We start from the raw sequence: 24,680 nt of genomic DNA, 5'->3' as shown, positions 1-24,680 counted from the left end.
TACCTGCTATCATATCAAGAAAAAAATGGATTGACAATGCCAATATACTAGATCTAAAGCCTTGCTGTCGGGTCCCATGGACCCTGCTGATGTCCCTTCCATTCCGAACCATCGTCCCAGATTTCCTTTTTCCAGATCGGGACCGATTGCTTCAACTTTTCGATGGCATACCGGCTCGCTTCGTAGCAATCCTCCCGGTGGCTTGTCGAAATCGCGATGATTACGCTCGTTTCTTTAATGTCGACTTTGCCGATCCGGTGGGAAATGGCGCATAAGGTTCCGGGCCACCGGGTATCAATATCTTTGCCGATGGCTTCGAGCTGGGACAGCGCCATGGGGACGTAAGCTTCGTATTCCAGATGAACCGTCCGCTGCTCTCCCGTCATTTCGCGCGTCGTCCCGACGAAAGAGAGGGTGGCGCCATGGTTCGGATGAAGCACTTTGCTCGTCACTTCCTCGACCGACAGCGGCTGGTCCGTGATGCAAAAGCGCCCATCCTTGGATGCGGCGCGAACGGGAGATTGGCCGTCGCCGCCGGATACCGGCGGAATGAGGGCAATTTCGGAACCTTCCGTAATAAGGAAGTCCCCTGGAGCATATTCCTGATTTACGGCCACAAAAGAAACGGAGATCTGCGAGGCAGCCTCCGGAAAGGACTTGGACAACTCTATTTTCAGCTGATCCGCGGTAATTTCCGGCTGTTCGACGGCGTAATCCAGCACCCGGGTCTGCAATCGTTCCGCCAAGCCTGCGAATAATTGAATGCGAAGTTGCATGATTTTCACCTCAACCATTGATGTTCATGTCTATCCAATATACCATATCCATATTGAAAATGTTATGCTTATCCATTAGAGACCCGCTGATGTCGGCGACTTTTGCACCTGCGCGAGAAAGGAAGGACTTTAGCTTATGAAGCGCAACGAACCTAAAACGATAACGATTCTGCACACGAACGATATCCACAGTCATTTCGAGAAGGTCAGCTCCATCGCGGCGCATATTGCCCGGCAGCGCGAAGAGGCCCAAGGAAGCCCTTTGCTGCTGGTGGACATCGGGGACCATATGGACCGCTCGGCGATGGAAACCGAAGGAACGATGGGCGGGGTGAACGTCGATCTGCTCAATTTGACCGGGTACGACGCCATTACGATCGGAAACAACGAAGGTTTGACGCTGACGCCGGAAGACTTGGCACGGGCATATTCGGGACTGCAGGCCGATGTGGTCTGCTGCAATTTGCTGGAAGAAACGACAGGCGAGCCGCCGTCATGGATGAAAAAGCACGTCGTCCTCGAAAAAGGGGGCGTTAAAATCGGCCTTACGGGAGCGACGGCGCCGTTTTCGGCCTTTTACGAACTGCTTGGCTTCCAAGCGCTTGAGCCGGAAGCGGCGATCAGGCGGGAAGTCGAGCTGCTCCGGCCCCAATCGGACATCGTCGTCGTGTTGTCCCATCTTGGGCTGGCAACGGATCAGCGGCTGGCGGAGCGGATTCAAGGGATCGACGCGATCCTTGGCGGGCACACGCATCATCTGCTGGAGAAACCGCTGGTGATTGGCAACACGGCCATATGCGGGGCAGGGAAGTTCGGGGACTATATCGGCAAAATCCGCTTGGAGCAGCAGCCTGACGGTGCTTTCCGTATGGCGGAAGGATGCGTCATTCCCGTCGATACCGATGCATTGGACGAAACCGTCAGCAGCGCGCTGAACCGGCATCGGCTGCGGGCCGAGGAATACTTGCAGGAAACCGTCGCCGTTACCGATCGGGAGCTGCCGCTTGACTATACGTCGGAGTCCCCGTTCGGGAACTTGCTGGCACAGGCCGTGCGCAGATTTGCAGGTACCGGCATTTCCATTGTCAACACGGGCCAGCTGCTCGGTCCGCTGCCGGAGGGAGAAATATCCGCCGGAATGCTTCATACGCTGTGTCCGTCCCCGGTCAATGCGTGCATCGTCAAGCTGAAAGGGAAGGACATTCGGAAGGCGCTGGAAGAAAGCCTGCTGCCCGATTTTTGGGGCAGGGAGATCAAGGGCTTCGGCTTCCGGGGGGAGATTTTGGGAAATGTGGCGGTAGATGGTCTGGAAGTCTTGTATGATCCGGTCCGAATCCCTTATGATAGGATTGTCGAAATTACGCATATGGGGGAGAAACTGCTGGACGAGCAGGAATACGAGGTCGGAACGCTTGACATGTTCACGTTCGGCATCGGCTACGAATCGCTTGCATTAGGGAGCGACCCGCAATTTTTGCTGCCCGAATTTCTTCGGGATCTGCTGCGCTTCGAGCTGGTCCGTCCGGGAAGCCTTGCGGAAAGCGAAAGACGCAGATGGGCACAGCGCCATTAAAATTTCCTTGGGGAGGAAACCATGGATACAATAACGGCAATCGTACTGGGAATTGTGGAAGGCATTACGGAATTCATTCCCGTTTCTTCGACCGGTCATATGATTCTCGCTTCGAAGCTGCTCGGCTACAACGATCAGGATCCTACGATGAAAACGTTCGAGGTCGTGATCCAGCTGGGGGCGATTCTGGCCATCGCGCTCGTATACTGGCGCCGGATCCTCGACCTGCTGGGGATTAAGAAAATCGATTCCGGCGGCCACCGCATGGCTTCAGGGAAAAAGCTGAACCTGCTGCATGTCATCATCGGCATCGCTCCCGCGCTGATCGTCGCGTTTTTTGCGAGGGATTTCATCAAAAGCCTGTTCAGCGCAAGCACGGTTATTTGGGCGCTCGTGGCGGGCGGCGTGTTCATGATTTTTGCGGAATGGTTCAATAAGTCCAAGGCGAAAATCACGGCCGAAACGATCGATGACCTCAGTTACAAGCAGGTGTTTTTGATCGGCATATATCAAATTTTATCCGTGCTTTGGCCGGGCTTTTCGCGTTCGGGTTCGACGATCGCCGGCGGCATGCTGTCCGGTGCCAGTTATAAAGCGTCCGCCGATTTTTCGTTTCTGATCGCGATCCCGATCATGGTTGCGGCGTCGGGGTACGAAATGCTGGACTCCTATCAAAATTTGACCAAAGATACGCTTGGCTTGTTTGCGATCGGCTTCATTCTTGCTTTTGTCGTTGCGTATGTCGTGGTGCTTGCATTCATGAAATTGATCCAGAAAATCCGGCTGACCCATTTTGCGGTGTACCGGTTTGTTTTGGCGGTTGTTTTTTGGCTATTCATTATGCGCTGATTCGTAAGTTTGCCCCGGCCAAAAGATGGGCTTTCCTGAAAAACGGGATCAGTGTTCATGGTTTGAGACTTTTTACGGATAACGGCATGACGGAACCGCGGAATCCGTGAATTAGGGCAGGAGAGGATATGCTTTGCGTTTGGTACCCGTTCGTAAGCTTCAGGAAGGTATGAGGATCGGCAAAAAGATATATAACGACGAAGGCGTCGTCCTTTTGGCGGACGGCGTGGAACTGACGGTTCCGCTGATCCGCCGGCTCGTGGAATTGGATATCGGTTATGTTTACATAGAAGACGAACAGACAGAGGGAATCGTAATACCGGAATTGCTTCATGAGGATACGCGCCGCGAGGCGCTGCAAAATATCCGGAAAAACTTTCAACGTTTGTCCGGAACTTCGAAAATCGCCAAAGGTTATTTTCATCTCGGCAAAGATTTCACCAGGGTGATGGAAGCGATATTGAAGGATGTCAGCCGGCAGGAGGATTCCATGATCTTGCTCATGGACATGAATACCGCGGATCATTATTTGTATAAGCATTCATTGAACGTCTGCGTCTATTCGCTCGTGCTGGGGATCGCAAGCGGCTATCCGGAGGACCGGCTGATGCAGCTCGGCCTCGGGGCGCTGCTCCACGACATCGGCAAAACGCAAATTCCGCAGCGGGTGCTGTCCAAGCCCCAAAAGCTGACGGATGACGAATTCCGGGTGATGAAGGCCCATGCCGAGATCGGATACAAAATTTTAAAAGACGAGCCTAACATCCCGCTTTTGGCGGCCCATTGCGCTTTTCAGCATCATGAACGGCTGAACGGAAGCGGCTACCCGCGCGGAGTCCAGGAGAAAGAAATCCATGAGTACGCCCAGTGGGTGGCGCTTGCCGATTCCTACGACGCCATGACTTCGCATCGTGTGTACAGACCCGCTATGCTGCCTCATCAGGCCGTAGAGGTTCTGTACGCAGGATCGGGGACGTTATACGATCAAAAAAAGCTGGAGCTGTTCCGGGACAAGGTGGCGATTTACCCGCCGGGATTAACGGTCAAATTAAACACGGGCGAAACCGGCGTCGTCTCCCGCATCCATTCAAGCACCCCGCATCGCCCGGTGATCCGCATACTCTCGGATGCGGAGGGGCGTAACCTGAAGGCGCCTTACGAAATAGACCTTGCGCGAAAGCTTTCCGTCATCATCACGGAGGTGGACGACGCCGACGTACAGCCGATTTCTTTTCAGCATTAAGGAGGAAGATCCATGAAGGAGCGACAGTATAAAGCGCCAAAACGGCAGTGGGGGAGCATCATCTACCGCTGCCGTTGGGCGGTCGCGATCGCGTGGGTCTTTTTTATCGTTGTTCTCGGCACATTCGCCGTCAGGACCCCGTCGCTGCTGCAGGACAGCGGATTTACGCCGACCGGCAGCCAATCCGAGCGCGGAATCGCTTTTCTTGAAGAGAACCTGGATATGTCCGCCGCTTCGCTCGACATCGTGCTGCAAAGCACGGAGGGCAAAAATTTGACCGCCTCGGAGGCGCAGGACCGGATTTGGGAGGAACTCGCTCCGCTTAGGGACAAACCGTTCGTCCAGGATATGTACGCCAGCATGGTGACGCGGAAAGCCGGGGAAGACGGCATAATCTCTTATACGGTATTGCTGAACGAAACGGCAAGCGAAGCGCTCAAGCATTTTGACGAGATTAAAGCGGCCGTGCCGGAGATCGCCGGAACCGAAACGTATATCACCGGCAATCTGGCGGTTTATCACGATATGAGCGCGGCCGTAAGGCACGATATCGTCCGGGCGGAGTCGTTCGGGATTCCGGCGGCGCTTGTAATTTTGCTGCTCCTGTTCCGGACCCTTCCCGCCGCGCTGCTGCCGGTCGTGATCGGCGTCGGGAGCGTTGCGGTGACGATGGGCGGCTTGTATTTCGTGGCGGCAAACGGCGCCGCGCTGAGCAATTTTCTGCCGAATATGGTGACGATGCTGGGCCTTGCGGTGGGGATCGACTACGCTTTGTTCATGGTGAGCCGCTTTCGCGAGGAGCTTGCGGAAAAGGACGTCCCCGGCGCGCTTGCGGCTGCATGCCGCACGTCAGGAAGATCGGTGCTTTATTCGGGTGCGGCCGTCATGGCCGGGCTCCTTGCGCTGTGTCTGGTCGATCTCCCCATTTTCCGTTCGCTGGCGCTCGGCGGGATGCTGGTCGTGCTGGTGTCGGTGCTTGCCGCAAGCACCTTGCTGCCTGCGCTGCTCGGCATATTGGGACGGCGGATCTTTTCGCTGCCGATCAAGCTTGGCCGAAGTCATGCCGATGGTGCCGGTTACGGCAGCAAGGCGTGGGTGCGGCTTTCGGAATGGATCATGTCGCGCCCGGGCATCATCGCGGCCGTCGTTACCTTAGCGCTGCTCATCGCCATGCTGCCTTCCTTGCAAATGAAGCTGGGCATCCCGTCGGCCGAGGTGCTGCCGCCGTCCTATGAATCCAGATACGGAGCCGAACTGATGAAAAAGGCTTACGACATGAAAGAAGCCAACAGCATCATGATTGCGGCGGAGCTGGACCGGCATTACGAAGATTCACGATCCGTCCGTCTGGTGAAATCATATATGACCATGCTTGAAGAACTTCCGGGCGTTCACCGCGTCGAAAGCTACGCGGGTTATATCAAAGGGGAGGCAAGCGGCGTCAGCCCGGAACTGAAATCCGAGATCGAAAAACGCCATGCCGCCAAAGGACGTGCGGCCGTCATCGTCGTCGTGCCGGAGGAGGGGGAAAGCTCCCCGAATACCGTCAGGCTGGTGCGGGAAATCCGGCAGCATCCGCCGGAAGGCATGCATATTTACGTGACGGGTTCCCCGGCCTACAAGCTTGATATCATGGATCGGATCCAAAGCGGGATACCTTACGTGCTTGCCGTCGTCCTGCTGCTCACTTATATCATTTTGTTTGCGGCCTTCCGCTCGGTCCTGCTCCCGCTCAAGGCGGTGGCGATGAATTTGCTCAGCATCGGCGCCAGCTTCGGCCTGGTCACCCTCGTGTTTCAGCTCGGGTACGGCGCGGAATGGCTGAACGTCACGTATACGGGAAGCGTGTTCGCCGTTTTGCCGATTCTCATTTTTTGCGTGGTTTTCGGCATTTCCATGGATTACGAGGTCATGATGCTGTCACGGATTGTCGAAGCCTACAAAATGGAGAGGAATAACGAGCGCAGCACCGCCATAGGATTGCAGAGAACCGGGGGGATGATCACCGGAGCGGCACTCATTCTGGCCGTCGTGGCCGGCGCGTTCATGTTTACCGATAACGAGCTGATGAAAGCGCTCGGGCTTGGCCTGACGGCTTCCGTGCTGATCGACGTCACGGTCGTGCGCATCCTGCTCGTGCCGTCCTTGATGAAGCTTCTCGGCAAAGCCAACTGGTGGCTTCCGGGGTGGCTATCGTTTCTGGCCAAAAAGGGCGAGGGGGAAGCGCCCGGCGAAAACGCGCGGCCGTAACGCGGGGCTTAGGCGGGAGAGTTTTTTGTCGCTTCATGGTATGATATAAGGGACTAGGCTTTAGGATTTGCAAAATCCTCGGTTAAATAAAGAAATAAGGTGAGGAAAAAATGAATACGATACAACTGTCGCCAAGCTATGATCCGTGGGATCCGATCGGCTCCCTGCGGGCATACGGACGTCACGTGCTGACGAGCGTGGAAATGACAGTCACGCATTTGTGCAACATGCGCTGCGAGCATTGCGCCGTAGGGGATATGCTCGTCATGAAGGAGGCCGAATTTCTGCCGCTTGATCTGATGCTGAAAAGGCTCGATGAAGTCGAGCATCTGCAAACGATCAGCTTGACCGGCGGCGAGCCGTCCTTCCGCGAAAAAACGGTGAACGAAGTGATCGTTCCCCTGCTCCGCTACGCCAAAGAACGCGGCATCCGGACGCAGATCAACTCGAATTTGACGCTCGATATCAGCCGGTACGAAAAAATGCTTCCGTACCTGGATGTCATGCATATTTCGTTCAACTATTTGAACGGCGACGATTTTCACGAGGTCGGCTTCGCGAACAGCAGCCATCCCGTTCCGAAGGAAACAGCCTACCGCATGTACGACAAGATGATCGAAAACGCCGTCAAATTAAGCGAAGCGGGGATGTTTATCTCCGCCGAATCGATGATTAATTATCGCACGCATACAAAACTGGCTGGAATTCACAAACTAATCGAGGAAATGGGCTGCAAACGCCATGAGGTCCATCCGATGTATGCGTCCAACTTCGCGAGCTCGCTGCCGGTGTTATCGCTCGAGGAAACGCGGAAGGCCATCCATTCCTTGCTTGATGCCCGCAATCCGGACATCTGGATGCTGTTCGGGACGCTTCCGTTTTTTGCTTGCAGCGACGATCCCGAGGAGCTTGCGTTGATCCGCCGCTTGGCATCCGAACCGAACGTGACGGTCCGCAACGACCCGGACGGACGTAACCGCGTCAACGTCAACCTGTTTTCGGGCGACGTTTATGTCACCGACTTTTCGGACGTCCCGCCTTTCGGCAACATCATGGACAGCCGGCTCGACGATGTTTTTGCCAAATGGCAAAACGATCACCCGCTGAACAAAACCGTAAACTGCCACTGTGACGCGGCAGGCTGCTGCGGACCGAATCTGCTGGTGAAGGATATGTATTACAAGGAAACCGATTTTAGCATAAGGCAAGCTAACATCATTTAAGAAATGAGGCGTTTGATTTGGACGGGGAGTTTGAAATAGGCAAGCTATTATTCAACCTTTTCCTGGTTTTGCTGCTTGTATTCTTTAACGGGGTGTTTGTCGCCGCGGAGTTTTCGCTGGTTAAAATGCGCCAGTCCCGGCTTACGCAGCTGGTGAGCGAAGGCAACCGCATGGCGAATTATGCTTTGAAAGTAAACAATAAGCTGGATGCCTATTTGTCGGCTACGCAGTTCGGCATTACGCTGGCATCGCTGGGACTCGGCTGGATCGGCGAACCCGCCGTCTCGCACCTCTTGGTGCAGCCGCTCATGTACAAGATCGGAATCACGGACAAAACGGTCATTTCTTCCGTGTCGGTGATCCTCGGATTCTGCGTCATTACTTTTCTACATATCGTTCTCGGGGAGCTTGCTCCAAAGTCCCTGGCGATTCAGAAAACGGAAGGGGCGGCTTTGCTGCTGTCCGGTCCGCTGATGTTGTTCTATAAAATATTTTTTCCATTCATCTGGCTGTTGAACGCTTCGGCAAACGTCATTTTGCGCATGTTCGGGGTACAGCCGGCGACGGAATCGGAAGCTGCGCATTCCGAAGAGGAAATCCGCATATTAATGAATCAGAGCGCCAAAAGCGGTGTGATCGATAAGGACGAGATGAAGCTGATGGACAACATCTTTGAATTTTCCGATCTGCTGGCGCGCGAGATCATGCTGCCCCGTACGGACATGGATTGCCTGTACACGAACAATACGCTGGAAGAAAACCTGCGAATCATCAGCGAAACCAAACATTCGCGTTATCCCGTTGCCGTGGAGGACAAGGACCAGATCATCGGCTTTGTCCATATCACCGATTTCCTGCTGGCGGATGAAGAGCACCAGAAGGAGCTGGCGAAGCTGGTGCGGCCGATTTTGAACGTGCCGGAATCGATGGAAATCAGCCATGTCCTCCGGCTGATGCAGAAAAAACACGCTCAGCTGACGCTGGTCGTGGACGAGTATGGCGGCACGGCGGGCATGCTTACGGCGGAAGAGATTTTGGAAGAAATCGTGGGCGAACTTTACGACGAGTTCGAGGACGAGCGTCCTGACGTGGAAATTCAGGAGGATTTCATTTCGGTGGACGGGCGTATGCTGATCGAAGACGTGAATGATCTGACGGGCGTCATTATCGAAGATGACGAAGTCGATTCCATCGGCGGCTGGCTGTTCAAGGAGCTGGAAGGAAATCCGGTGAAAGGCAGAAAGGTTCAGCTGGCCAACTACGTTTTCGAAGTCGAAGAATCGACGAGGCTCCGGATCACAAGGGTCAACATCCACCGCGTTGCCGCCGCCGAACCGAACAGGGAAGAAACGGAGGCGGAAAACGGGGATTAAGGGGGGAGCTTGTGTCAGGGAAACAGCTGCTTCTCATCGGAATCGGACTGGCCCTGCTGTACGTCATGTTTACGGCAGGGGCCCCGTTTCTGCTGGCTGCACTGGTCGCCATTTCGCTTGAGCCCGTTCATGCCATGCTGATGGGCAAACTGAAATGGAACCGGGTGGCGGCCGCTTCCCTCACATGTACTCTGTTTTTGCTTCTAGTTCTGCTCCTGGTGTACATGCTGGGGCTGCAGGTATTGGGTCAACTGGTAGAGTATTGGGAAAACGCGCCATCGTATTTTGCGGCAGCGAACGACTTTGCGCAGCATACGATGATCCAGGCCCGGGGGTGGCTCGACAATATCCGGCCCGACTTGGCCGAGAGCTTGAGGGCGCTGCTTTCCAATCTCACGCAGTATGCGGAATCCTTTGCGAATACGCTGTCGTCGGCCTTTCTCAATTTCGCCAGGGGGATTCCCGGCACGTTCGTGTTTTTTGTCGTCTTTTTTGTCGCGGTGTATTTATTCAGCTTTGGTCTGCCGGCGATCCGCTCCGGCATTCTTTCCTTGTTTGAGGATGAGATGCAGGGGCAGATTCAGCAGGTGCTTCACAGCCTGAAAATGTCGATTTTCGGTTTTTTGCAGGCTCAGATGATTCTGAGCGCTTTTACGTACGTGGTGACGTTGACGGGACTGCTTATCCTCGACATCCGTTATCCGCTTGCGATTGCGCTGCTTGTCATGCTGATCGACATTTTGCCGATTCTCGGCGTTGGTTCCGTTTTGATTCCGTGGGCCGCCTATTTGTTTATCGTCGGCGATAACTATACGGGCTTCGGGCTGTTGCTGCTGTTTATCGTCATTACGGTGGCCAGGCGGGTCATCGAGCCGAAGATCATCGGCGACTCCGTCGGCATCGGCGCTTTATCGGCGCTGGTCAGCATGTATGTCGGCTTTAAACTGGTCGGCGTCATCGGCGTGTTTATCGGACCGCTGGTGGTCATCATCTATTCGGCCGTGCGCAAAGCGGGTTTGTTTCAGATCAAAATCAAATTTTAAAGCGGGCCTTCCAAGGACTCCCCGGACAAGTTTCGGCTTGTTTCGAGGGAGTTTTTTGGTTGTTTTCGATAAATTTTGTTCAGTTTCCGCGAAACCCTCATATGTATGTTACGAAGAGCCCAACGAGGAGTCCTAGACTCGTCCGGCTTAATACGAACCAGAAGGAGGCTCCGTTCGTGAACGATCCTTTGAACAACCAGATCCGAGTCTACAAGCCCTTTATCGGACCGTTTGATCCTTGCCCGCCTTTGCCTTACAGGACATACGTCGTACCGCCGAACCAATATATCGTCTTCCAGCCGAGGGATTGGCCCCAATACAGTTTGCAGGAAGCCCTGACGCGGGGGACGCTTTGGCCCAATCTGTTCAGTCCGTACAATCCCAAGCGGAATTCGCAGGAAGGAGGAGCTTGATGTCTGAACAAGGAATCCCGCGGAATTCGGGTCCGGCGAACGGGCCTGGCCATGTCGGCCCGGCCCATGCGCACCACGAAAACGCCGGTCCTGCCCACCATGAGCATGAAAACATAGGTCCTGCCCATCACGCCCATGAAAACGTCGGTCCCGCCCATCATCACATGCATGAAAACGTCGGTCCGGCCGGCATGAAGCCGGAAACCAAAGGGACGGTGGATCGCCAGTATTACGAGCTTTTGGAACAGCTTCAGGTGATCGATTTCGCCCTGGTCGAGCTGAACCTGTATCTGGATACCCATCCGGACGATTTGAAACGCATCGAGCAGTACAACCGGCTGGCGCAGGAACGCATCCCGCTGGTAAGAAAGTTTCAGGAGCTGTACGGCCCGCTGATGCATTTCGGCCACGCCTATTCCAAATTCCCTTTCGAATGGCCGGAAGCGCCGTGGCCTTGGCAGGTGTAAAGGGAGGACTTTAGCTTTGGCAACCTGAAAAAACACCGGAGAAAAAGTTACAAATCTGCGGAATATTTAAAGGAGGCGGTCCACACCCATGTGGGTATACGAGAAGAAGCTGCAGTATCCGGTTCGGGTGAGCAAATGCGATCCGATGATGGCCAAATTCCTGCTGGAGCAATACGGCGGCGCGGACGGCGAATTGGCTGCAGCCCTGCGTTATTTGAACCAGCGGTATACGATTCCCGATAAGGTCATCGGCTTGTTGAACGATATCGGCACGGAAGAATTCGCGCACCTGGAAATGATCGCCACCATGGTGTACAAATTGACGAAGGATGCTACCGTCGAACAACTAAAAGCAGCCGGCTTGGGCGACCACTATGCCAATCACGATAAGGCCCTGTTCTACCAAAACGCGGCAGGGGTGCCGTGGACGGCGACCTACATTCAGGCTAAGGGAGATCCGATCGCGGACCTGTACGAGGACATCGCGGCCGAGGAAAAGGCCCGGGCTACATACCAGTGGCTGATCGACATGACCGATGACGTCGATTTGCAGGACAGCCTGAAGTTTTTGCGCGAACGGGAAATCGTGCATTCGCTGCGCTTCCGCGAGGCGGTGGAGATCATTAAGGACGACCGCGGGAAAAAGAAATACTTTTAATTTCCGAATGTTGCCCCGTAAGAAGGATGCCTGCAGCAGCGTCCTCCTATGGGGCATTCGTTTTTTTTGCGTGACCGATACATAAGGGGGACGGCAGCGCCAATATAACGAAGAGATGGAACCATCGCGATGGGGGGATCGTATTATAAGTACTTTCAACGAAACGAGGTCACGCCATGCGATATTTATTATGTTTTCTCCCGCCGCTGGCAGTTCTTAGCTGCGGTAAGCTCGGACAATTCATTCTGAGCATCATACTCACCTGCATCGGTTATGTTCCGGGCGTCATTCATGCCATTTTAGTGGTGAACGCGTACAAAGCGGATCAGCGGACGGAAAAAATCGTCCGGGCCATAGAAAATCAACATCGGTAGGGAAAAAACGACACGACGCCATGCACAACAAAACAGGGATACACGGCCTTGGTCCAATGGAATACGGAACCGTGGCCGTTTTTTTATTTTCTTGCCGGTCCGGACTGTCTGTGGTATGAGAGGTTCAATGCTGCCGTTTGCTGCAGCAAGGAGCTAGTTTTCGCTCTTCGATAAACGCATCAAATATTGGCTGACGGTATCCTCCGTGGCTTTTTCATAAACAAAATCGTCGTACTTAGGGAAAAGGCCGGTTTGGATCAAGTCGTCATCCCCCACGACCACGATTTGTTTGTTTAATTGCATGGCGAGTCCCAATTCAATGTAGGCATAGGGATCCCAGACCTGTGAAACGACAACGCGATCGGCTTTTTCGATATTGGCCCGGGCCTCCAGAAAGTTAGCATCGGAAGTCGTGGTGATGGGGATAAAACGATCGTTTTGAGGCCGGATTTGAATTTGCCGCGCGTATGCGTTGTTTTTTGCCATCATGGCCTATCCACGAATTCCCAGTCGCTAAATTTTTAGAAGAAGGAGTGCAAAATGAGAACAATCCTATTAAAATACAATATACTCAATCTAGCAGCTAGACTGGGACTTACGTTTAGGAAGTGATGGTTTGTGCTGGACGGCAGATCGATCGAATCTGTGATCAAAAGCGCCCAAGAAGGAAACCGGTCGGAACGCGATTGGATCATCGAACAATATCGTCCCTTCATTTTGCGGACCGTCTCCCAAGTATGCAAAAGCCCGATCGGGTGGGAGCGCGACGAAGCAAGCATCGGGATGATCGCGTTAAACGAGGCCATCGACCGGTACGACAGCGGCATGAAAAAATCCTTCGACAATTTTGCTTATATGATGATCCATAACCGCCTTGTGGACGAGTTCCGGAGACAAGGGAGAATTTTAAAATCGGAAAGCGTCATTCTGAACGAGCCGGGGGACCTGTTCGACCAGACCCCGAGCGAAATCGCCAGTTCTCTCGAACGTTACGACAGGGAGCAATCGGCCAGCGAGCTGGCGATGGAGCTGCTTGCATACGACGAGGCCCTGCAGGAATACGGCGTGTCGCTGGAGGAGCTGGAGGATTGTTCCCCGAAGCATAGAGATACGCGGAAGCAGATGATCCAAATCGCCAAGCGGTTCAGCGAACAGCCGGAATGGCTTGATGTGCTGAAGCAGACCAAAAGGCTGCCGATCAAAAATATGCTGAAAATGTTTAAAGTGGGTCACAAAACGCTGGAGCGGAATCGTAAATATATCATAGCGCTTGTTTTGATCTACGCATGTCCGGAATTCGAACGGATACGCAGCACCGTTTCTTTTGCAAACATGGAGGAGTGATGATGATGCATGGAGTCGTAATGAAAATAACCGAGAAGTGTATCGTCGTTCTCTGCGAGGATGGAACCTTCCGAAACCTGCCGCATATGCCCGATATGCCTCAGCTGGGGGATCGGATTCCGGTGGAAACCCCGGCCAGATCCGCACCCGCGCGAAAGCGTCATGACGGCCGCTGGCTGAGGCAAGCCTGGTGGCTTGCGGCTTCCATCGTGCTGTTGATCGGCGCCGTATTTTTATGGAAACCCTCTACGGGCAACGCATCCACGATGGTTGCGATCGACATCAATCCGAGCATGGAATTGTACGTCCGGCAGGACGGAAGGATCGACCGGGTCAAGCCGCTGAACGATGATGCCAAAAAGCTATTATCCGAACGGGAGCTCAAAGGGCAAAATTTTTACGATGCGGTTCATGCCATCGTCGATGAGGCGGCGAAACAGGGGTTTTTGAACGCCGGCGAGGGAAAAAGGTGGATCCTGCTGTCGACGGTGGAACTCCGCTCCGCTCCGTTTGTGCCGGACAAGCAAAAGGTGGAGACGTCGGAAAACGGATATGACCTCGAATGGTTCGAGGCGGATCGGGAACTGATGGACAAAGCCCAAAAAGCGAAGTTGTCGCTCAATAAGTATATCGTTTACGAAAAAGCGGGGGAAAAGGGCATCCGGCTGAACATCGATGACCTGCGTTCCCGTTCCGTCGCCGCGGCCCTTGCCGGGGCAGGGGTGGACCCGCAGCGCTTTTTTGACGGAGCGGGAAGCCATGCCGAAACCGTGCAGCCGTCCGCTCCCGCGAATGCGGCGCCTGAGGGAAGCAAGGGAGCGCAGGCCGGGACCGGAAAAGGAAATGAAGTCAAACAGCCGCAGCAGACGCAAAAGCATTCCCTGCAAAGCAAAGAGCATCCTGCCGACAGCGCGGAGCAAAAAGACGGCGCGGCTCGAAAGGCGGATGCAGGCAATTCTGCCAAAAGCCGGCGGGAGGATCCGGTTAAAGGCAGCAGCGGTTCGAGCCCTAAAGAAACTCCGCAATCCGGCGAAAGCAAAACGATGCCGCGGAATGAGAAAAAAGCGGATGGCAATCCGGCCAAGGAAAACGTCCAAGGGAAAAGCGGCGAACAGGCGAAAGGCGGCGCTCAAGCCAAAAACGGCAAACCCGCCAAGGAGGAGCCGCCGGCCGACCGCGGCGTACAGCCCAATAGCGGCAAATCGGCGGCGAACGCGCCGGAGATCGCGCCAGAAGAACACAGCGGGAAAAACGGTCCGAAAAATAAATGATTCATTTTTTTGAAAAGACCCCCTCAAAACGATGGGACGCGACGTAATGAAATATGTGCTTACTACAAAAGCAGCCTAAATTTTATCGTTTGCGAGGGATGAAGAAATGAAAAAAGTTAAACACATTCTGCTGTCCACATTTGCCGTATCGCTGGCCTTGAGCCTGTCCGTTCAAGCCGCATCGGCTAACGGAGCCGCATCTTCCGCCAAGCCGGAGGTCCGCGCTCAGGCCGCGCTGAAGTTTAAGGATATCAATGACGCGCCTTGGGCGGAAGGAAACATTCTCAAAATGCAATCGAAACACGTTTTCCAAGGATTTGAAGACGGCACGTTCCGTCCGAACAAGCCAGTGACCCGCGTTGAAGCGATCGTCATGGCCGTTCGCCTGATGGGGCTTGATGAGGAGGCGAAGTCCAAGTCTGCCAGCCCGAACCTTCCTTTCCAGGATGCGGATCATTTGAGCAAGAAATATCCTTGGGCTGCCGGTTACCTGGCCACCGCTTTGGAGCATGGATTGCTTGATGCGAACGAAAAGATCCAGCCGGAGAAGCCGGCGAGCCGCGTCTGGGTATCCAGCCTGCTCGTCAAATCTCTCGGCTTCGAAAAAGAGGCGTCGGCCCAAACGGCAGCCAAGCTGAGCTTCAAAGATTCCAGCGCCATTCCCGCCGCTTCCGTCGGTTATGTCAAAGTAGCGATGGAGAAAGGGCTTATCAGCGGTTATCCAAACGGAACGTTCCTGCCGAATAAGGGCGTGACCCGCGCCGAAATGGCGGCATTGCTCGACAGAACGAACGAAGACCTGATGGAAAAAGCCGGTGCGGTGAAAGTGAACGGAACCGTGAAGGAAATTTCTTTTCCCGCGGCGTCGGTAACGGCGGATACCTACGGGGAGATCAAAATCGAAACGGCAAACCAGGAGATCGGCACCTTCAAAATCGAAAGCGGATTGCTCGTCGGCTATCACAACAAAGCGATCAAGGCAGATCAATTGGCCGTTAACGACAAGGTGGTTCTGACCGTTCTGGATCAAAAGGTCGTCGACGCCAGACTGCTGGCCTCCAAAGGAAGCGAGAAACCTGCGGCCAACGATCAACCGCAAAAAGCCGAAAATGCGGGCAACGGCAAAAAATCCGATAAAAAAACCGGCAAGTAAATCTTTCCGTTGAGAGGGATGGCTTGCGAAACGGGGCCAGGACAAATCGACTTTGATGCGTTCCTGGCCTTTTTCAACAAGAATCCATGCAGCAGGAGCGGGATCAAGCAAAAGCGGTCCTCCTTGGTTTACATCCCGAAGGGCTTCCCTTATCATAAGCTATAAGCAAGCGAAAGACATCGAAGCGATAGAAGGGAAGAGGTAAAACCAATGAACCAAAGCAAACGGATCCGTCCCGAGGCCATGATTTTCGACATGGACGGTACGCTGTTCCAAACGGAAACGGTGCTGCTGCCGGCATACCACAAGCTGTTCGACACGCTTCGCAGCGAAGGGCTTTATACGTCGCCGACGCCGCCGCAGGAGCGGCTGCTGGGAAGCCTGGGCATGCTGCTCGAAGATATTTGGAAGGTCGTTATGCCCGACGGGAGCCCGCAGGCCCACGCCCGCGCGAACGAGCTGCTGCTTCAGCTGGAGCTGGAGGGGCTGGCAGGCGGGGAAACGCAGCTGTACCCGGAAGTGAAGGAAACGCTCGAGGAGCTGCATCGGCGGGGCGTCAAGCTGTTTGTCGCCAGCAACGGGCTTGAGCATTACATAAGCGGGATCGTGGAGACGCATGGCCTGGCCGCGCTTTTTGACGGATTGTACAGCGCAGGCAAACACGGCACGCTTTCCAAAGTGGATTTGGTGAAGCTGCTGCTGGACGAAAACGGCGTAAAGTCCGCATGGATGGTCGGAGACCGGTCTTCCGACGTCGAAGCGGGCAAGAAAAACGGATTGTGCGCCGTCGGCTGCGCTTATGCCGGTTTCGGCCACGACGAAGAACTCAAGGGAGCGGATGTGCTCATTTCTTCGTTCGCCGAGCTTTTAAAGCTGTATGAGGAAGCTGATTCAGAGTAGCCGGACGCATAACCCTGCAGCAAAAAAACGGACAGGGCCGCGGAGTCATCCGCGGTCCGTCCGTTTTTATTCTTGCGAGGGCTCATGCATTTTTTCGTATAACCCCACGGCGTATTCCAAAGGTTTCACGATCGCCTTCCGGTACAGCTCGGCGTCCCCGATTTGCGAGAACACCTCCCTGGCGGGTTTGGGGTTGACTTCAAGCAGGTAAATCTCCCCTTTTTTGTTGATCGCCAGGTCGAGCGCCAGCTCGCATAAAGCCCCGTATTGCTTTTCCAGGAATGAAGCCACCTCGACGCCGAGCCTTTCGGCTCTCCGCTGCACCTTGCGCCGTTTCTCCTCATCGTCGATCCATCGTTCCATCATGTCGTTGAAGGAGATGGCATGCCCGCCGCCATGGAGGTTGGACGTGACGCTGCGGCGCGCCCCGACTCGTCCGGCGATGCCGGTAAGCTCCCATGCGCCTTCCCTGTTTTTCTGCACCAGCATCCGGTAATCGTGAACCCTGCCGTCGGGGAGATCGACCGCGATTCCCTCCTGCACCAAATAGCGGTTTTTCATGCTCCAGCCGCTTAGGACGGCTCCCAGGCGGGAAGCGTGGATTTTTTGCGGCGTGATGATTTTCCGCTGTTGATTACGGCCCTGTATATAGTAGTGTGGCGTTCCTTTAATTCGTTCGACCCGCAAAATTCCGCGTCCGCCGGTGCCGTTGATCGGTTTCAGGTAAACGATCGGCGTTTTTTTCAGCATATGGTGCACGTCGGAAAAACCATGGAACAAATGGGTTTCGGGAAGGTGGTTCTTGAATTCGGGTCTCCGCGAAAGCACCTCGTAAATCGTCCATTTATTGCGGAGCGGGCGGTTCAGGAATTGCATATGCCCGTATCGGCGGCGAAATTGAAGCAGCTGCTCGAAACGGGAGCTTTTTTGGATTCGGCAGCGATCATAGATCATGTCGGGGAACGAACGCCATCTGCGCTTCCATGCGCCTTTTTTGGCGTCATACTCCAGGGCGTGAATTTTTTGTTTCGAATCGCTGACATCCATGGGCGTAAATACGAATACGTCCAGGCCGATTTTGCGGCCTTCGATGATCATTTTCTGGTATACGGGTTTTTCCTCAAGAGCTTTATGGTCGTTCAGATATAGCGTCAAAATGCCTAAGACGGGAACCGGCACAATCTTTCACCTTCTTTGGTTGGGGCCGCTATGCGGCGGTCTGTTTTTGGCGCGTTTCCTTCGAGACGGAGGAGCGTTCTGCCCGTCGATGCCATGGCCAGGGAGGAGGCAATGAGTCCGGCTTTGAAGCAAAGCCCCAGGAAGGGGACCTGGTTCAGCCCTGCCCGGCATTCCAAGCTGCCGAGCCGGTCAAGCTGTGCCCTCAGGAGGGCGCAGCCGACGCCTTTGCGGCGGTACAGCGGATGGACCGCAATAAGGAAAGCGTCTTTACCATAGCCGGCCACAAAGCTCGCTCCAGCCAGAACGGGTCCGGCTTCCCCCCGCAGCGTAGCCAGGAGCAGGGAGGTGCCGGGAGCCTGCAGCTCCTGTTCGGTTGCCCTGGCAAGCCGCAAATAATCCTCGCGCATCGAACGGATCCCGCCGTGGTCGAACAGAAACCGCAGCACGCGCGCGTGCTGGCGGTTCCAGTCGTCCTGCGGGGAGAGGGATGAAATTTGCATCTGCTCACTTCCTTTTAACGTTACGGCTTCTGGGCGTTCGCAAGGTAATGGCTGTATTGGAAAATCCGCTCAAGCGATTTTTGGCGGATATGCGGCTCGTCGAATTTCATCGGTTTGGCGTTGGCCTCGAAAAACCAGATGCCGCCCGAAGTGTCAACGCCCAGATCCATGGACATTTCGCCGTGCGGGTGGCCGGAAGCCTTTTCGATTTGCCTGGCGATGACGATCGCGGTCGTTTTGACGCGGTTGATCATGCCGGGCGCGCTGCCTTCGCCGAACACGGCCGTCAGCAATTTGCCCGGATCTTCGATGCTGCCGCCCCGGGGGACGTGGGTCGTAATGCTTTTGGAGCCGGCCATGCGCGCTCCCACGCCCGTGACGCCCCATTGCCCTTTTCCCGTCTTTTGCAGCAGCACCCGCAAATCGAACGGGCGCTGCTCAATGGACGCAAGCTCGATGGCTTGCTGGACGATATAACGGCTGGTGCCGGTTTCCGCTTTGATCCGTTTCCACAGCCGGTGAATGCTGGCCCCCTTGTACGTCGTGCTGCTTCGATGATGTTGGACTTTCAGGCGGTACGGAAGCGGTTTGTCCTGCTGGTATTTCAGCATCATGATGCCTTTGCCGGCTTTGCCGCTTTCGGGCTTCAGATAGAGGGAAGGATAACGTTCAAGCATTTTTTGCAAGCCGGACTCTCCCCGCAGCCTTCGGGTTTTGGGCACGAGATGCCCGGTGGCTTTCGATTTTTTGAGCCATTCGAACAGGTGCCATTTATTGAAAAAATACGGATTATAAAACTTGATCGTCGGATGGACCAGGCACTCCTTGATTTTTTTCCGGACCTGGGGCTTCAGCTCATCCTCGCGCTGAGGAATCCGGTTGTAAATGACGTTCGGGAGGGGAAAAAGCTGCTTTTCCCAATCGCCGCCCGGATTGAGGGTGTAGCCTCTTAACCGTTCTTCCTGCAGCTTGAGATCCCTGATCGTCACGACATAAACCAGATATCCCATTTCCTGCCCGGTTTTGACGATATCTTCAAAGTTGGCCAGGTTTCCCCGGAAATACTTCGGTCCGCCCGACATCGTCAGGATCGCGACGACGGGTTTGCCGTTTTCTTCGCTGATGGTCGTTGTCACTCGGAATCCCTCCTGCGGAATTTGCTTAGGTAAAGGCAATGTTCGAGAATATGCTCCACAGAAGCTTTCCCTTCCGACCTGAGGGAAGGATGGCTGAAGATGGAGCGGCCCGGTTTTGCGTTGGCTTCGAACATCCATACCTTCTCATCCTGATCGATCCCGAGATCGAATCCGATTTCGCCAAGCAGGTGCTGGTGGTGGAACTCGATGGCTTCGGCAAGCGTAATGGCGACTTTTTTGGCGTTTTGCAGCACTTCTTCGGATCTTTGCCCGAAGGCCCGGCTCAGCGCTTGTTCCGGGGTCAGCAGGGAACCGCCGTTTTTCAAATGCGTCGTCACGCTGCCCCGTCCGGCTTTTTTGGCGCCTATGCCGACGACCACCCAGTTGTTTTTTCCGTTCTTATGCATATGGAAGCGAAAATCGATGGGACAGTTGTCGATTTCGACCAGGCGGATCCCCTGCTGGATGACATAGGAGCTTAACGACCGGCCGTGCCTCGCTTGAAGCATCCGCATCAGGCTGTTAAAGGAACTGAAGCGGAGCAGCACGTTGCCGCTTCCTTTGCGGTAGCGGGCGAAATAGCCTTTTTTCGGCAGGTACGTCAGGCGGTATATGCCTTTTCCCAAGCTGCCGCCCGAGGGTTTGTAGTACAGGAACTGATGTCTTTCCAGCATTTCCTTGATTTTTTCGGGGGTCGGATTCATATGGGACTCGGGAACGTATTTGTTGACGGTATTATCGTTTTCGAGCAGGCGGTAGATATCCGATTTGTTAAAAAAGCTCCAGTTGAAGTAAGGGATTTTCCTGCGGCCCAGGCGCTCGCGCAGCTGGATGATCGGGGAAGAGGTTTCGGCCTTCCGGCTCGGGAGCCGATTGTACACGACGTCGGGCAGCGGGACGGTTCTCCTGTAAAAGCTGCCGTTTTCGCCGAGAAAGTAACCGTTGACCGTTTCCTGCTGCCAATTGATGTCCCGGGGCGTAAAAGCGAAAATATAACATTTTTTCCTGCCTTCCCGGAGCAGCTGCTTGATGAATTGCGTGCGCGACCCGAAAGGCTGGGAGGTGTTCGTGGGCCCATCCGAAAGCACGCCGATCAGCGGGCCGAGCTGAAACTCGTTATCCTGGTTGCGTATATAAACGCCGCCGGCCGAAGGCACGCGGATGCCGTTGCGGACGCCCGAGCCGAGGTACAGATGTTTCCCCGGTTTGTTGATGGACTTTACGGCAGCATGGATCACGTCTCTCCCGAGACGAAGCTGGATGTTTTTTTTGCCGGACAGCTTTAAGCTTTTCAGTAAGTTGTTGGAAACGTAGACGACTTTCTCGGGCTTCTGCGAAAAATGAACATTACAAAAAGTCAAACTCATCAATTTACCCTCCTAAGTTGTCGAAGCAGTAGATAGCGGGCGTAACGGAGCGGATTTTCCGACGCGAGAACGGCGCTGTCCGGATCACCTGCCTGCCGGATGGAGGTGCGTCCCGGCTTGGAGTTTACTTCGAGCAGCCAAACGTTCCCTTTCGTATCGATTCCGAAATCGATGCCCAGTTCTCCGAGCCGGCCAAAATGACTTTCCAGAATCGGCGGAATCTTCTCCGACAGCTGCGAGATGACGGACGTCAACCGCTTCGCCTGATCGGCTCCGAATTGTCCGCTGAGGTACGGCAGGACGGGAAGGGCTTTTCCGCCGCCGTGAAGATTGGATGTGATGCTACCCGAGGCGCCCTCCCGAACCGCGGTACCGGTTCGCATCCACAACCCTTTTTCATTTTTCTGCATTAACACCCTGGTATCAAAAGACCGGCCATTCCTGCCCTGCAAATGCAGAAACGGCTGGATGATATACGTTCGGTTTTCCGTAAATTCCGTCACCCACCGCACCGCCGCAGCTTCGGACCGGAAGATTTTTTCCACGGGCCGGTTTTGGGAGTCCCTGCCTTTGGCCGTCCAGGTCCCGCTTTCCCGGTCGACCCGGACATAGAGCGCGTTTTTGCCTTGGGACCCGCCCTTCGGTTTCAGGAACGCTTCGCCGCCGTAGGATTCGAGTGCTTCCAGCAGGCTCTGTTTCCCCCGGTAGATCTCGGTGGGAGGGAGGTAAGGCAGAAGGCCGGGGTCTTTTTTCAAAATCCGGTAGACCTGCCACTTCCCCGGAAGCGCGCGCGACCATAAGGTCCAATCCTTGGCGGCCCGGGAATCCGACAGCAGGCTTGCCGCCAGTTTGAATTCCCTTCCGGTGTGGAACAGGCAGCGGTCGTATACGATATCCGGAAAAGGAAACCGGCTTTGCCTCCAGCCGCCTTCCCCGTAGATGAAACCATGGACGAAGGTGCGGTCCCTGGAAGCGTCCGACGGGCGAAAGACGATGACCCGGATGCCGTATTTTTTGCCGAGAACCGAAAGTTTCCGGCAGTAGCCTTCATCGGAAAACGGGGGACTGCCCGCGCGGCGGCAGCACATGATGCCGAGCGTCCCGAGCGTGGTGCTTTTCATGATGCGCCTCCTTTAAAAACCGGACAAATAGCAGCAGTATTCGAGCAGCCTTTTGACCGAGGGCCTGATTTTTTGCTCGTTAAGCGGGGTATTGTCGTTTTTGGAAGGCTTGGAGTTGACCTCCAGCAGCCAAATTTTCCCGGAATTGTCCATCGCGAGGTCGATGCCGAGCTCCCCGAAATGCACCGGAATCAGGTTGTCGATTCCCCTGGCGATGTCGAGGGACGCCCGGTGCAGCTTGACGTAAGCCGTATTTTTGACCTCCGAAGGCAGCAGGCACTTGCTCACTGCATCTTTGACTGAGCTGAGGGTGCCGCCGCGGGCCAGATTGGAAACGAAATGGTTGCCGCCGGCGATCCGGGCTACGATGGATGTCACGTGCCAATTCCCCGACCCGTTTTTTTGTACCAGAGCCCGAAAGTCGATCGGTCTTTTGGCATGGTCGATCAGGTTGAGCCCTTGCTGGATTTGGTAGCGCGTCGTTTTCATTTTGCCGGACAAACCCGAAAACAGCTTCGTGATGCTGGAGTAAGTCTGCCTGCGGGCACCGGCGGTCGAAGTGGCCAGCGTCTGGTAGGTTCCGTCCGGTTGCCTTGCGATGCGGATGATGCCTTTGCCGAGACTGCCGCGCACCGGCTTCAGGAACACGACCGGATAATGCTGGCACATTTTTTTGAGCATGGAAAAACCGGTAAGCAAGTAAGATTCGGGCATATACCTGGCAAGGGAGGAGTCGGATTTGAGCGTGTCGAAGACCTCGTTTTTGTCCAGAAACCTTTCATTAAAAACATGCGCGCCGTAGAGCGATTTTACTTCTTTCATAAAATGCTGTACGCTAGGTTTATTCTCCATTTTGCGGGTGGTGAGACGGTTGTTGATGACATCCGCGATCGGCATGGACGTCTGGCGCCACCCGTCGTCATATACCCAACCCTGTATACTGCCCGCTCCTTCCCGAATGTGGTCGGGGGTAAAGAAGTATACATAGGCTCCCTGCTTCCGGCAGGCGTTAACCAGTTCCCGGCAGAACATGGATATGGAGCCAAACGGTTTATCGGGTTGTTCCGGATTGTCCCGACTGATCAGCACGCTGATGAGCGGTCCCAGTCTGAGCGTGCGGCTCGTAGAATGATAGGCCGCCCTCAGTACCGGACGAGAAAAAAGACCCATTCGGCGGGCCAGAGGCTCACTGATTCGCAGTCCGCTGGATTTGGCTGCGGGAACGACGGTGATCTCTTGTCTGAAGGAACCAAATGCCAACTGCAGAGGACGGTCGGTAGGAATCTTCCACTGTTTGACCAGCTTCTCTCCGAGCACAATGGCGTTTTCCTTCAGATTGCCCGGAGTGAACATTTGGACCGGTAGCGTTTTTTTGGACATCGTGGATCTCCTTCCAACAGCAACTTGATGTCTACAGGGCAGATAAGGTGCATCTGCGTTTTGCATGTAATGTATCATATGAGGACATATATCCCTTGGTGATTGACCCATTTTTATAAAATCGGGGATCTGCAGCTTTCATATTTCGTAAGGAGGAACTACACACATGAATATTTATGACAAAACGAATGAACTGGCCAAAGCGCTGAAGGAATGCCAGGAAGTAAAGGACATCAAATCGGCGATGAGCCTGATCGAGCAAGACCCCGAAAGCAAGCGCATGCTTGAGGACTTCAGAAAACGCCAGATGGAAATCCAGCAGCGGATGATGTCCGGCGATATGCCGTCCCAGGATGAAATGGAACAGATGGAAAAGCTCTTCGACGTGCTCAGCCTCAACCTGAACATCCGCCGCTTGTTTGATGCGGAACGCCGCCTCAGCACGATCATCGAGGATATCAACAAAACGATTTCGGACAGCCTTCAGGACCTTTACGGCGGGCAAAGTTTGTAATATCCCCCGGGTGACGCGCTGACGTTTTTTGGCAGGGATGTTTTTCAAAACTTGTCTCATATTTTCCGGCCGGCCTTCATAGAGTAGAAATATAGATTTACGAGTGAAGGAGCTGCCGCAAAATGAAAAAAGCAAAGAAGATCAAACATTCCCTGTATCTGATCGTGGCTTTGGCCATGCTGGTGTATGCCCTGCCCCTGATTTCCTTTAGCGGAGGCTGGTCCTGGACGTCGGCCTTCGGTGTCGCCTGGGCGCTGTTCGCTTTTCTGGTCATCGGGGCGCATCTGCATTATTTGCTCGGCGTGGACGAAGAGAAGCAGAAGACGCTTGACCGGATCAAGGCGGAGAAGCTGCGTCAATGGCAGTTGAAATGGCCGGAGGAAAAACAGCGCAGCCAGGAACATATGTGAGGATGTTGCAAAAATCCGGAAGAACGTACGAAAAAAGGGGCTGTCCAGAAAGTCAGTGAAAACTGACTTCTGGTCCGCCCATTTTCGTTGAATGCAAAAAATAACACAAAAAAACCGTCTGATCTTGTAAAATGAAAGTTACCAGACAACCATTTTACAGAAG

General features: G+C 54.5%; 25 protein-coding genes. 17 read left to right on the top strand and 8 right to left on the bottom strand.

Annotated elements, in window-relative coordinates:
• Positions 1–53: 53 nt before the first annotated feature.
• A complete protein-coding gene (locus KI367_RS14260; RefSeq protein WP_036711894.1) occupies positions 54–776 on the bottom strand; it encodes a molybdenum cofactor biosynthesis protein MoaE in 723 nt (240 codons plus the stop codon).
• Between the two features lie 136 nt (positions 777–912).
• Between KI367_RS14260 and KI367_RS14255 the strand changes: the two genes are divergently transcribed.
• The 11 genes from KI367_RS14255 to KI367_RS14205 all read left to right on the top strand — a co-directional run bounded on the left by KI367_RS14255 (position 913) and on the right by KI367_RS14205 (position 12,242).
• Positions 913–2,349, top strand: coding sequence for a bifunctional metallophosphatase/5'-nucleotidase (locus tag KI367_RS14255; protein ID WP_212950439.1), 1,437 nt, complete (start codon positions 913–915; stop codon positions 2,347–2,349).
• Positions 2,350–2,370: 21 nt separating this feature from the next.
• Positions 2,371–3,198 carry an undecaprenyl-diphosphate phosphatase gene (locus KI367_RS14250; RefSeq protein ID WP_036711868.1) on the top strand — a complete coding sequence of 276 codons (828 nt, stop codon included), beginning with the start codon at positions 2,371–2,373 and terminating at the stop codon, positions 3,196–3,198.
• A 133-nt stretch (positions 3,199–3,331) separates the two neighbouring features.
• Positions 3,332–4,441, top strand: a complete 1,110-nt coding sequence (locus KI367_RS14245) for an HD-GYP domain-containing protein (protein WP_036711869.1) — start codon at positions 3,332–3,334, stop codon at positions 4,439–4,441.
• Positions 4,442–4,453: 12 nt separating this feature from the next.
• Positions 4,454–6,691, top strand: a complete 2,238-nt coding sequence (locus tag KI367_RS14240) for an MMPL family transporter (protein ID WP_212950438.1) — start codon at positions 4,454–4,456, stop codon at positions 6,689–6,691.
• A gap of 110 nt (positions 6,692–6,801) precedes the next feature.
• Entirely contained in the window at positions 6,802–7,914 is a 1,113-nt protein-coding gene (gene yfkAB, locus KI367_RS14235) for a radical SAM/CxCxxxxC motif protein YfkAB (RefSeq protein WP_036711871.1), read from the top strand.
• Positions 7,915–7,931: 17 nt separating this feature from the next.
• Complete coding sequence (locus KI367_RS14230) at positions 7,932–9,287, top strand: hemolysin family protein (RefSeq protein WP_036711874.1); 1,356 nt, start codon at positions 7,932–7,934, stop codon at positions 9,285–9,287.
• Between the two features lie 11 nt (positions 9,288–9,298).
• Positions 9,299–10,330, top strand: coding sequence for a sporulation integral membrane protein YtvI (gene ytvI, locus KI367_RS14225; RefSeq protein ID WP_212950436.1), 1,032 nt, complete (start codon positions 9,299–9,301; stop codon positions 10,328–10,330).
• Positions 10,331–10,506: 176 nt separating this feature from the next.
• Positions 10,507–10,743, top strand: a complete 237-nt coding sequence (locus KI367_RS14220; protein ID WP_246536923.1) for a spore coat associated protein CotJA — start codon at positions 10,507–10,509, stop codon at positions 10,741–10,743.
• Positions 10,743–11,210: a spore coat protein CotJB gene (locus KI367_RS27460; RefSeq protein ID WP_281422507.1), complete on the top strand. Its 468-nt coding sequence runs from the start codon at positions 10,743–10,745 to the stop codon at positions 11,208–11,210. The genes KI367_RS14220 and KI367_RS27460 overlap by 1 nt, the downstream gene beginning before the upstream one ends.
• A gap of 88 nt (positions 11,211–11,298) precedes the next feature.
• Positions 11,299–11,868 (top strand): manganese catalase family protein, encoded by a 570-nt coding sequence (locus tag KI367_RS14210; RefSeq protein ID WP_036711877.1) that lies wholly within the window; start codon positions 11,299–11,301, stop codon positions 11,866–11,868.
• 176 nt (positions 11,869–12,044) lie between these two features.
• Positions 12,045–12,242, top strand: coding sequence for a YqaE/Pmp3 family membrane protein (locus KI367_RS14205; RefSeq protein ID WP_036711879.1), 198 nt, complete (start codon positions 12,045–12,047; stop codon positions 12,240–12,242).
• A gap of 153 nt (positions 12,243–12,395) precedes the next feature.
• Here the strand turns inward: KI367_RS14205 and KI367_RS14200 are convergent, their stop codons facing one another.
• Complete coding sequence (locus KI367_RS14200) at positions 12,396–12,728, bottom strand: hypothetical protein (RefSeq protein ID WP_036711881.1); 333 nt, start codon at positions 12,726–12,728, stop codon at positions 12,396–12,398.
• A gap of 132 nt (positions 12,729–12,860) precedes the next feature.
• Between KI367_RS14200 and sigI the strand changes: the two genes are divergently transcribed.
• The 4 genes from sigI (at position 12,861) to KI367_RS14180 (ending at position 16,910) form a co-directional block, all read left to right on the top strand.
• Positions 12,861–13,586: an RNA polymerase sigma-I factor gene (gene sigI, locus KI367_RS14195; protein ID WP_212950434.1), complete on the top strand. Its 726-nt coding sequence runs from the start codon at positions 12,861–12,863 to the stop codon at positions 13,584–13,586.
• 5 nt (positions 13,587–13,591) lie between these two features.
• Positions 13,592–14,857 (top strand): anti-sigma-I factor RsgI family protein, encoded by a 1,266-nt coding sequence (locus tag KI367_RS14190; protein WP_212950433.1) that lies wholly within the window; start codon positions 13,592–13,594, stop codon positions 14,855–14,857.
• A 106-nt stretch (positions 14,858–14,963) separates the two neighbouring features.
• Entirely contained in the window at positions 14,964–16,010 is a 1,047-nt protein-coding gene (locus KI367_RS14185; protein ID WP_212950431.1) for an S-layer homology domain-containing protein, read from the top strand.
• Between the two features lie 210 nt (positions 16,011–16,220).
• Positions 16,221–16,910, top strand: coding sequence for an HAD family hydrolase (locus tag KI367_RS14180; RefSeq protein ID WP_212950429.1), 690 nt, complete (start codon positions 16,221–16,223; stop codon positions 16,908–16,910).
• A 66-nt stretch (positions 16,911–16,976) separates the two neighbouring features.
• Here the strand turns inward: KI367_RS14180 and KI367_RS14175 are convergent, their stop codons facing one another.
• Genes KI367_RS14175 through KI367_RS14150 form a run of 6 tightly spaced genes read right to left on the bottom strand, consistent with a single transcriptional unit; the run spans position 16,977 to position 23,593 of the window.
• Positions 16,977–18,089 (bottom strand): YheC/YheD family endospore coat-associated protein, encoded by a 1,113-nt coding sequence (locus KI367_RS14175; RefSeq protein ID WP_212950427.1) that lies wholly within the window; start codon positions 18,087–18,089, stop codon positions 16,977–16,979.
• Complete coding sequence (locus tag KI367_RS14170) at positions 18,071–18,589, bottom strand: GNAT family N-acetyltransferase (protein WP_052146844.1); 519 nt, start codon at positions 18,587–18,589, stop codon at positions 18,071–18,073. The genes KI367_RS14175 and KI367_RS14170 overlap by 19 nt, the downstream gene beginning before the upstream one ends.
• Positions 18,590–18,609: 20 nt before the next feature.
• Positions 18,610–19,671, bottom strand: a complete 1,062-nt coding sequence (locus KI367_RS14165; RefSeq protein ID WP_212950538.1) for a YheC/YheD family endospore coat-associated protein — start codon at positions 19,669–19,671, stop codon at positions 18,610–18,612.
• Positions 19,672–19,721: 50 nt separating this feature from the next.
• Positions 19,722–21,092, bottom strand: coding sequence for a YheC/YheD family endospore coat-associated protein (locus KI367_RS14160; protein WP_212950426.1), 1,371 nt, complete (start codon positions 21,090–21,092; stop codon positions 19,722–19,724).
• Entirely contained in the window at positions 21,092–22,213 is a 1,122-nt protein-coding gene (locus tag KI367_RS14155) for a YheC/YheD family endospore coat-associated protein (RefSeq protein ID WP_212950424.1), read from the bottom strand. The genes KI367_RS14160 and KI367_RS14155 overlap by 1 nt, the downstream gene beginning before the upstream one ends.
• A 12-nt stretch (positions 22,214–22,225) precedes the next feature.
• Complete coding sequence (locus KI367_RS14150) at positions 22,226–23,593, bottom strand: YheC/YheD family endospore coat-associated protein (protein WP_212950422.1); 1,368 nt, start codon at positions 23,591–23,593, stop codon at positions 22,226–22,228.
• Between the two features lie 166 nt (positions 23,594–23,759).
• On the opposite strand from KI367_RS14150, the gene KI367_RS14145 reads away from it, so the two are divergent.
• Together KI367_RS14145 and KI367_RS14140 are read left to right on the top strand one after the other, a co-directional pair.
• Positions 23,760–24,107 (top strand): YlbF/YmcA family competence regulator, encoded by a 348-nt coding sequence (locus tag KI367_RS14145; RefSeq protein WP_036707835.1) that lies wholly within the window; start codon positions 23,760–23,762, stop codon positions 24,105–24,107.
• Between the two features lie 122 nt (positions 24,108–24,229).
• A complete protein-coding gene (locus KI367_RS14140; RefSeq protein WP_036707838.1) occupies positions 24,230–24,517 on the top strand; it encodes a hypothetical protein in 288 nt (95 codons plus the stop codon).
• Positions 24,518–24,680: the final 163 nt, after the last annotated feature.

The sequence above is a fragment of the Paenibacillus cookii genome (genome assembly GCF_018333375.1).
GTDB lineage: Bacteria > Bacillota > Bacilli > Paenibacillales > Paenibacillaceae > Paenibacillus_AQ > Paenibacillus_AQ cookii.
The sequence above is the reverse complement of the archived record's forward strand: the minus strand, read 5'-3'. Positions and strand labels throughout refer to the sequence as shown.

Coding starts and splice junctions, on each gene's coding strand:
- KI367_RS14260 (WP_036711894.1), bottom strand. CDS start 776: ATGCAACTTCGCATTCAATTATTCGCAGGCTTGGCGGAACGATTGCAG.
- KI367_RS14255 (WP_212950439.1), top strand. CDS start 913: ATGAAGCGCAACGAACCTAAAACGATAACGATTCTGCACACGAACGAT.
- KI367_RS14250 (WP_036711868.1), top strand. CDS start 2,371: ATGGATACAATAACGGCAATCGTACTGGGAATTGTGGAAGGCATTACG.
- KI367_RS14240 (WP_212950438.1), top strand. CDS start 4,454: ATGAAGGAGCGACAGTATAAAGCGCCAAAACGGCAGTGGGGGAGCATC.
- yfkAB (WP_036711871.1), top strand. CDS start 6,802: ATGAATACGATACAACTGTCGCCAAGCTATGATCCGTGGGATCCGATC.
- KI367_RS27460 (WP_281422507.1), top strand. CDS start 10,743: ATGTCTGAACAAGGAATCCCGCGGAATTCGGGTCCGGCGAACGGGCCT.
- KI367_RS14210 (WP_036711877.1), top strand. CDS start 11,299: ATGTGGGTATACGAGAAGAAGCTGCAGTATCCGGTTCGGGTGAGCAAA.
- KI367_RS14205 (WP_036711879.1), top strand. CDS start 12,045: ATGCGATATTTATTATGTTTTCTCCCGCCGCTGGCAGTTCTTAGCTGC.
- KI367_RS14200 (WP_036711881.1), bottom strand. CDS start 12,728: ATGGCAAAAAACAACGCATACGCGCGGCAAATTCAAATCCGGCCTCAA.
- KI367_RS14190 (WP_212950433.1), top strand. CDS start 13,592: ATGCATGGAGTCGTAATGAAAATAACCGAGAAGTGTATCGTCGTTCTC.
- KI367_RS14185 (WP_212950431.1), top strand. CDS start 14,964: ATGAAAAAAGTTAAACACATTCTGCTGTCCACATTTGCCGTATCGCTG.
- KI367_RS14180 (WP_212950429.1), top strand. CDS start 16,221: ATGAACCAAAGCAAACGGATCCGTCCCGAGGCCATGATTTTCGACATG.
- KI367_RS14170 (WP_052146844.1), bottom strand. CDS start 18,589: ATGCAAATTTCATCCCTCTCCCCGCAGGACGACTGGAACCGCCAGCAC.
- KI367_RS14165 (WP_212950538.1), bottom strand. CDS start 19,671: ATGTCGGGCGGACCGAAGTATTTCCGGGGAAACCTGGCCAACTTTGAA.
- KI367_RS14160 (WP_212950426.1), bottom strand. CDS start 21,092: ATGAGTTTGACTTTTTGTAATGTTCATTTTTCGCAGAAGCCCGAGAAA.
- KI367_RS14155 (WP_212950424.1), bottom strand. CDS start 22,213: ATGAAAAGCACCACGCTCGGGACGCTCGGCATCATGTGCTGCCGCCGC.
- KI367_RS14150 (WP_212950422.1), bottom strand. CDS start 23,593: ATGTCCAAAAAAACGCTACCGGTCCAAATGTTCACTCCGGGCAATCTG.
- KI367_RS14145 (WP_036707835.1), top strand. CDS start 23,760: ATGAATATTTATGACAAAACGAATGAACTGGCCAAAGCGCTGAAGGAA.
- KI367_RS14140 (WP_036707838.1), top strand. CDS start 24,230: ATGAAAAAAGCAAAGAAGATCAAACATTCCCTGTATCTGATCGTGGCT.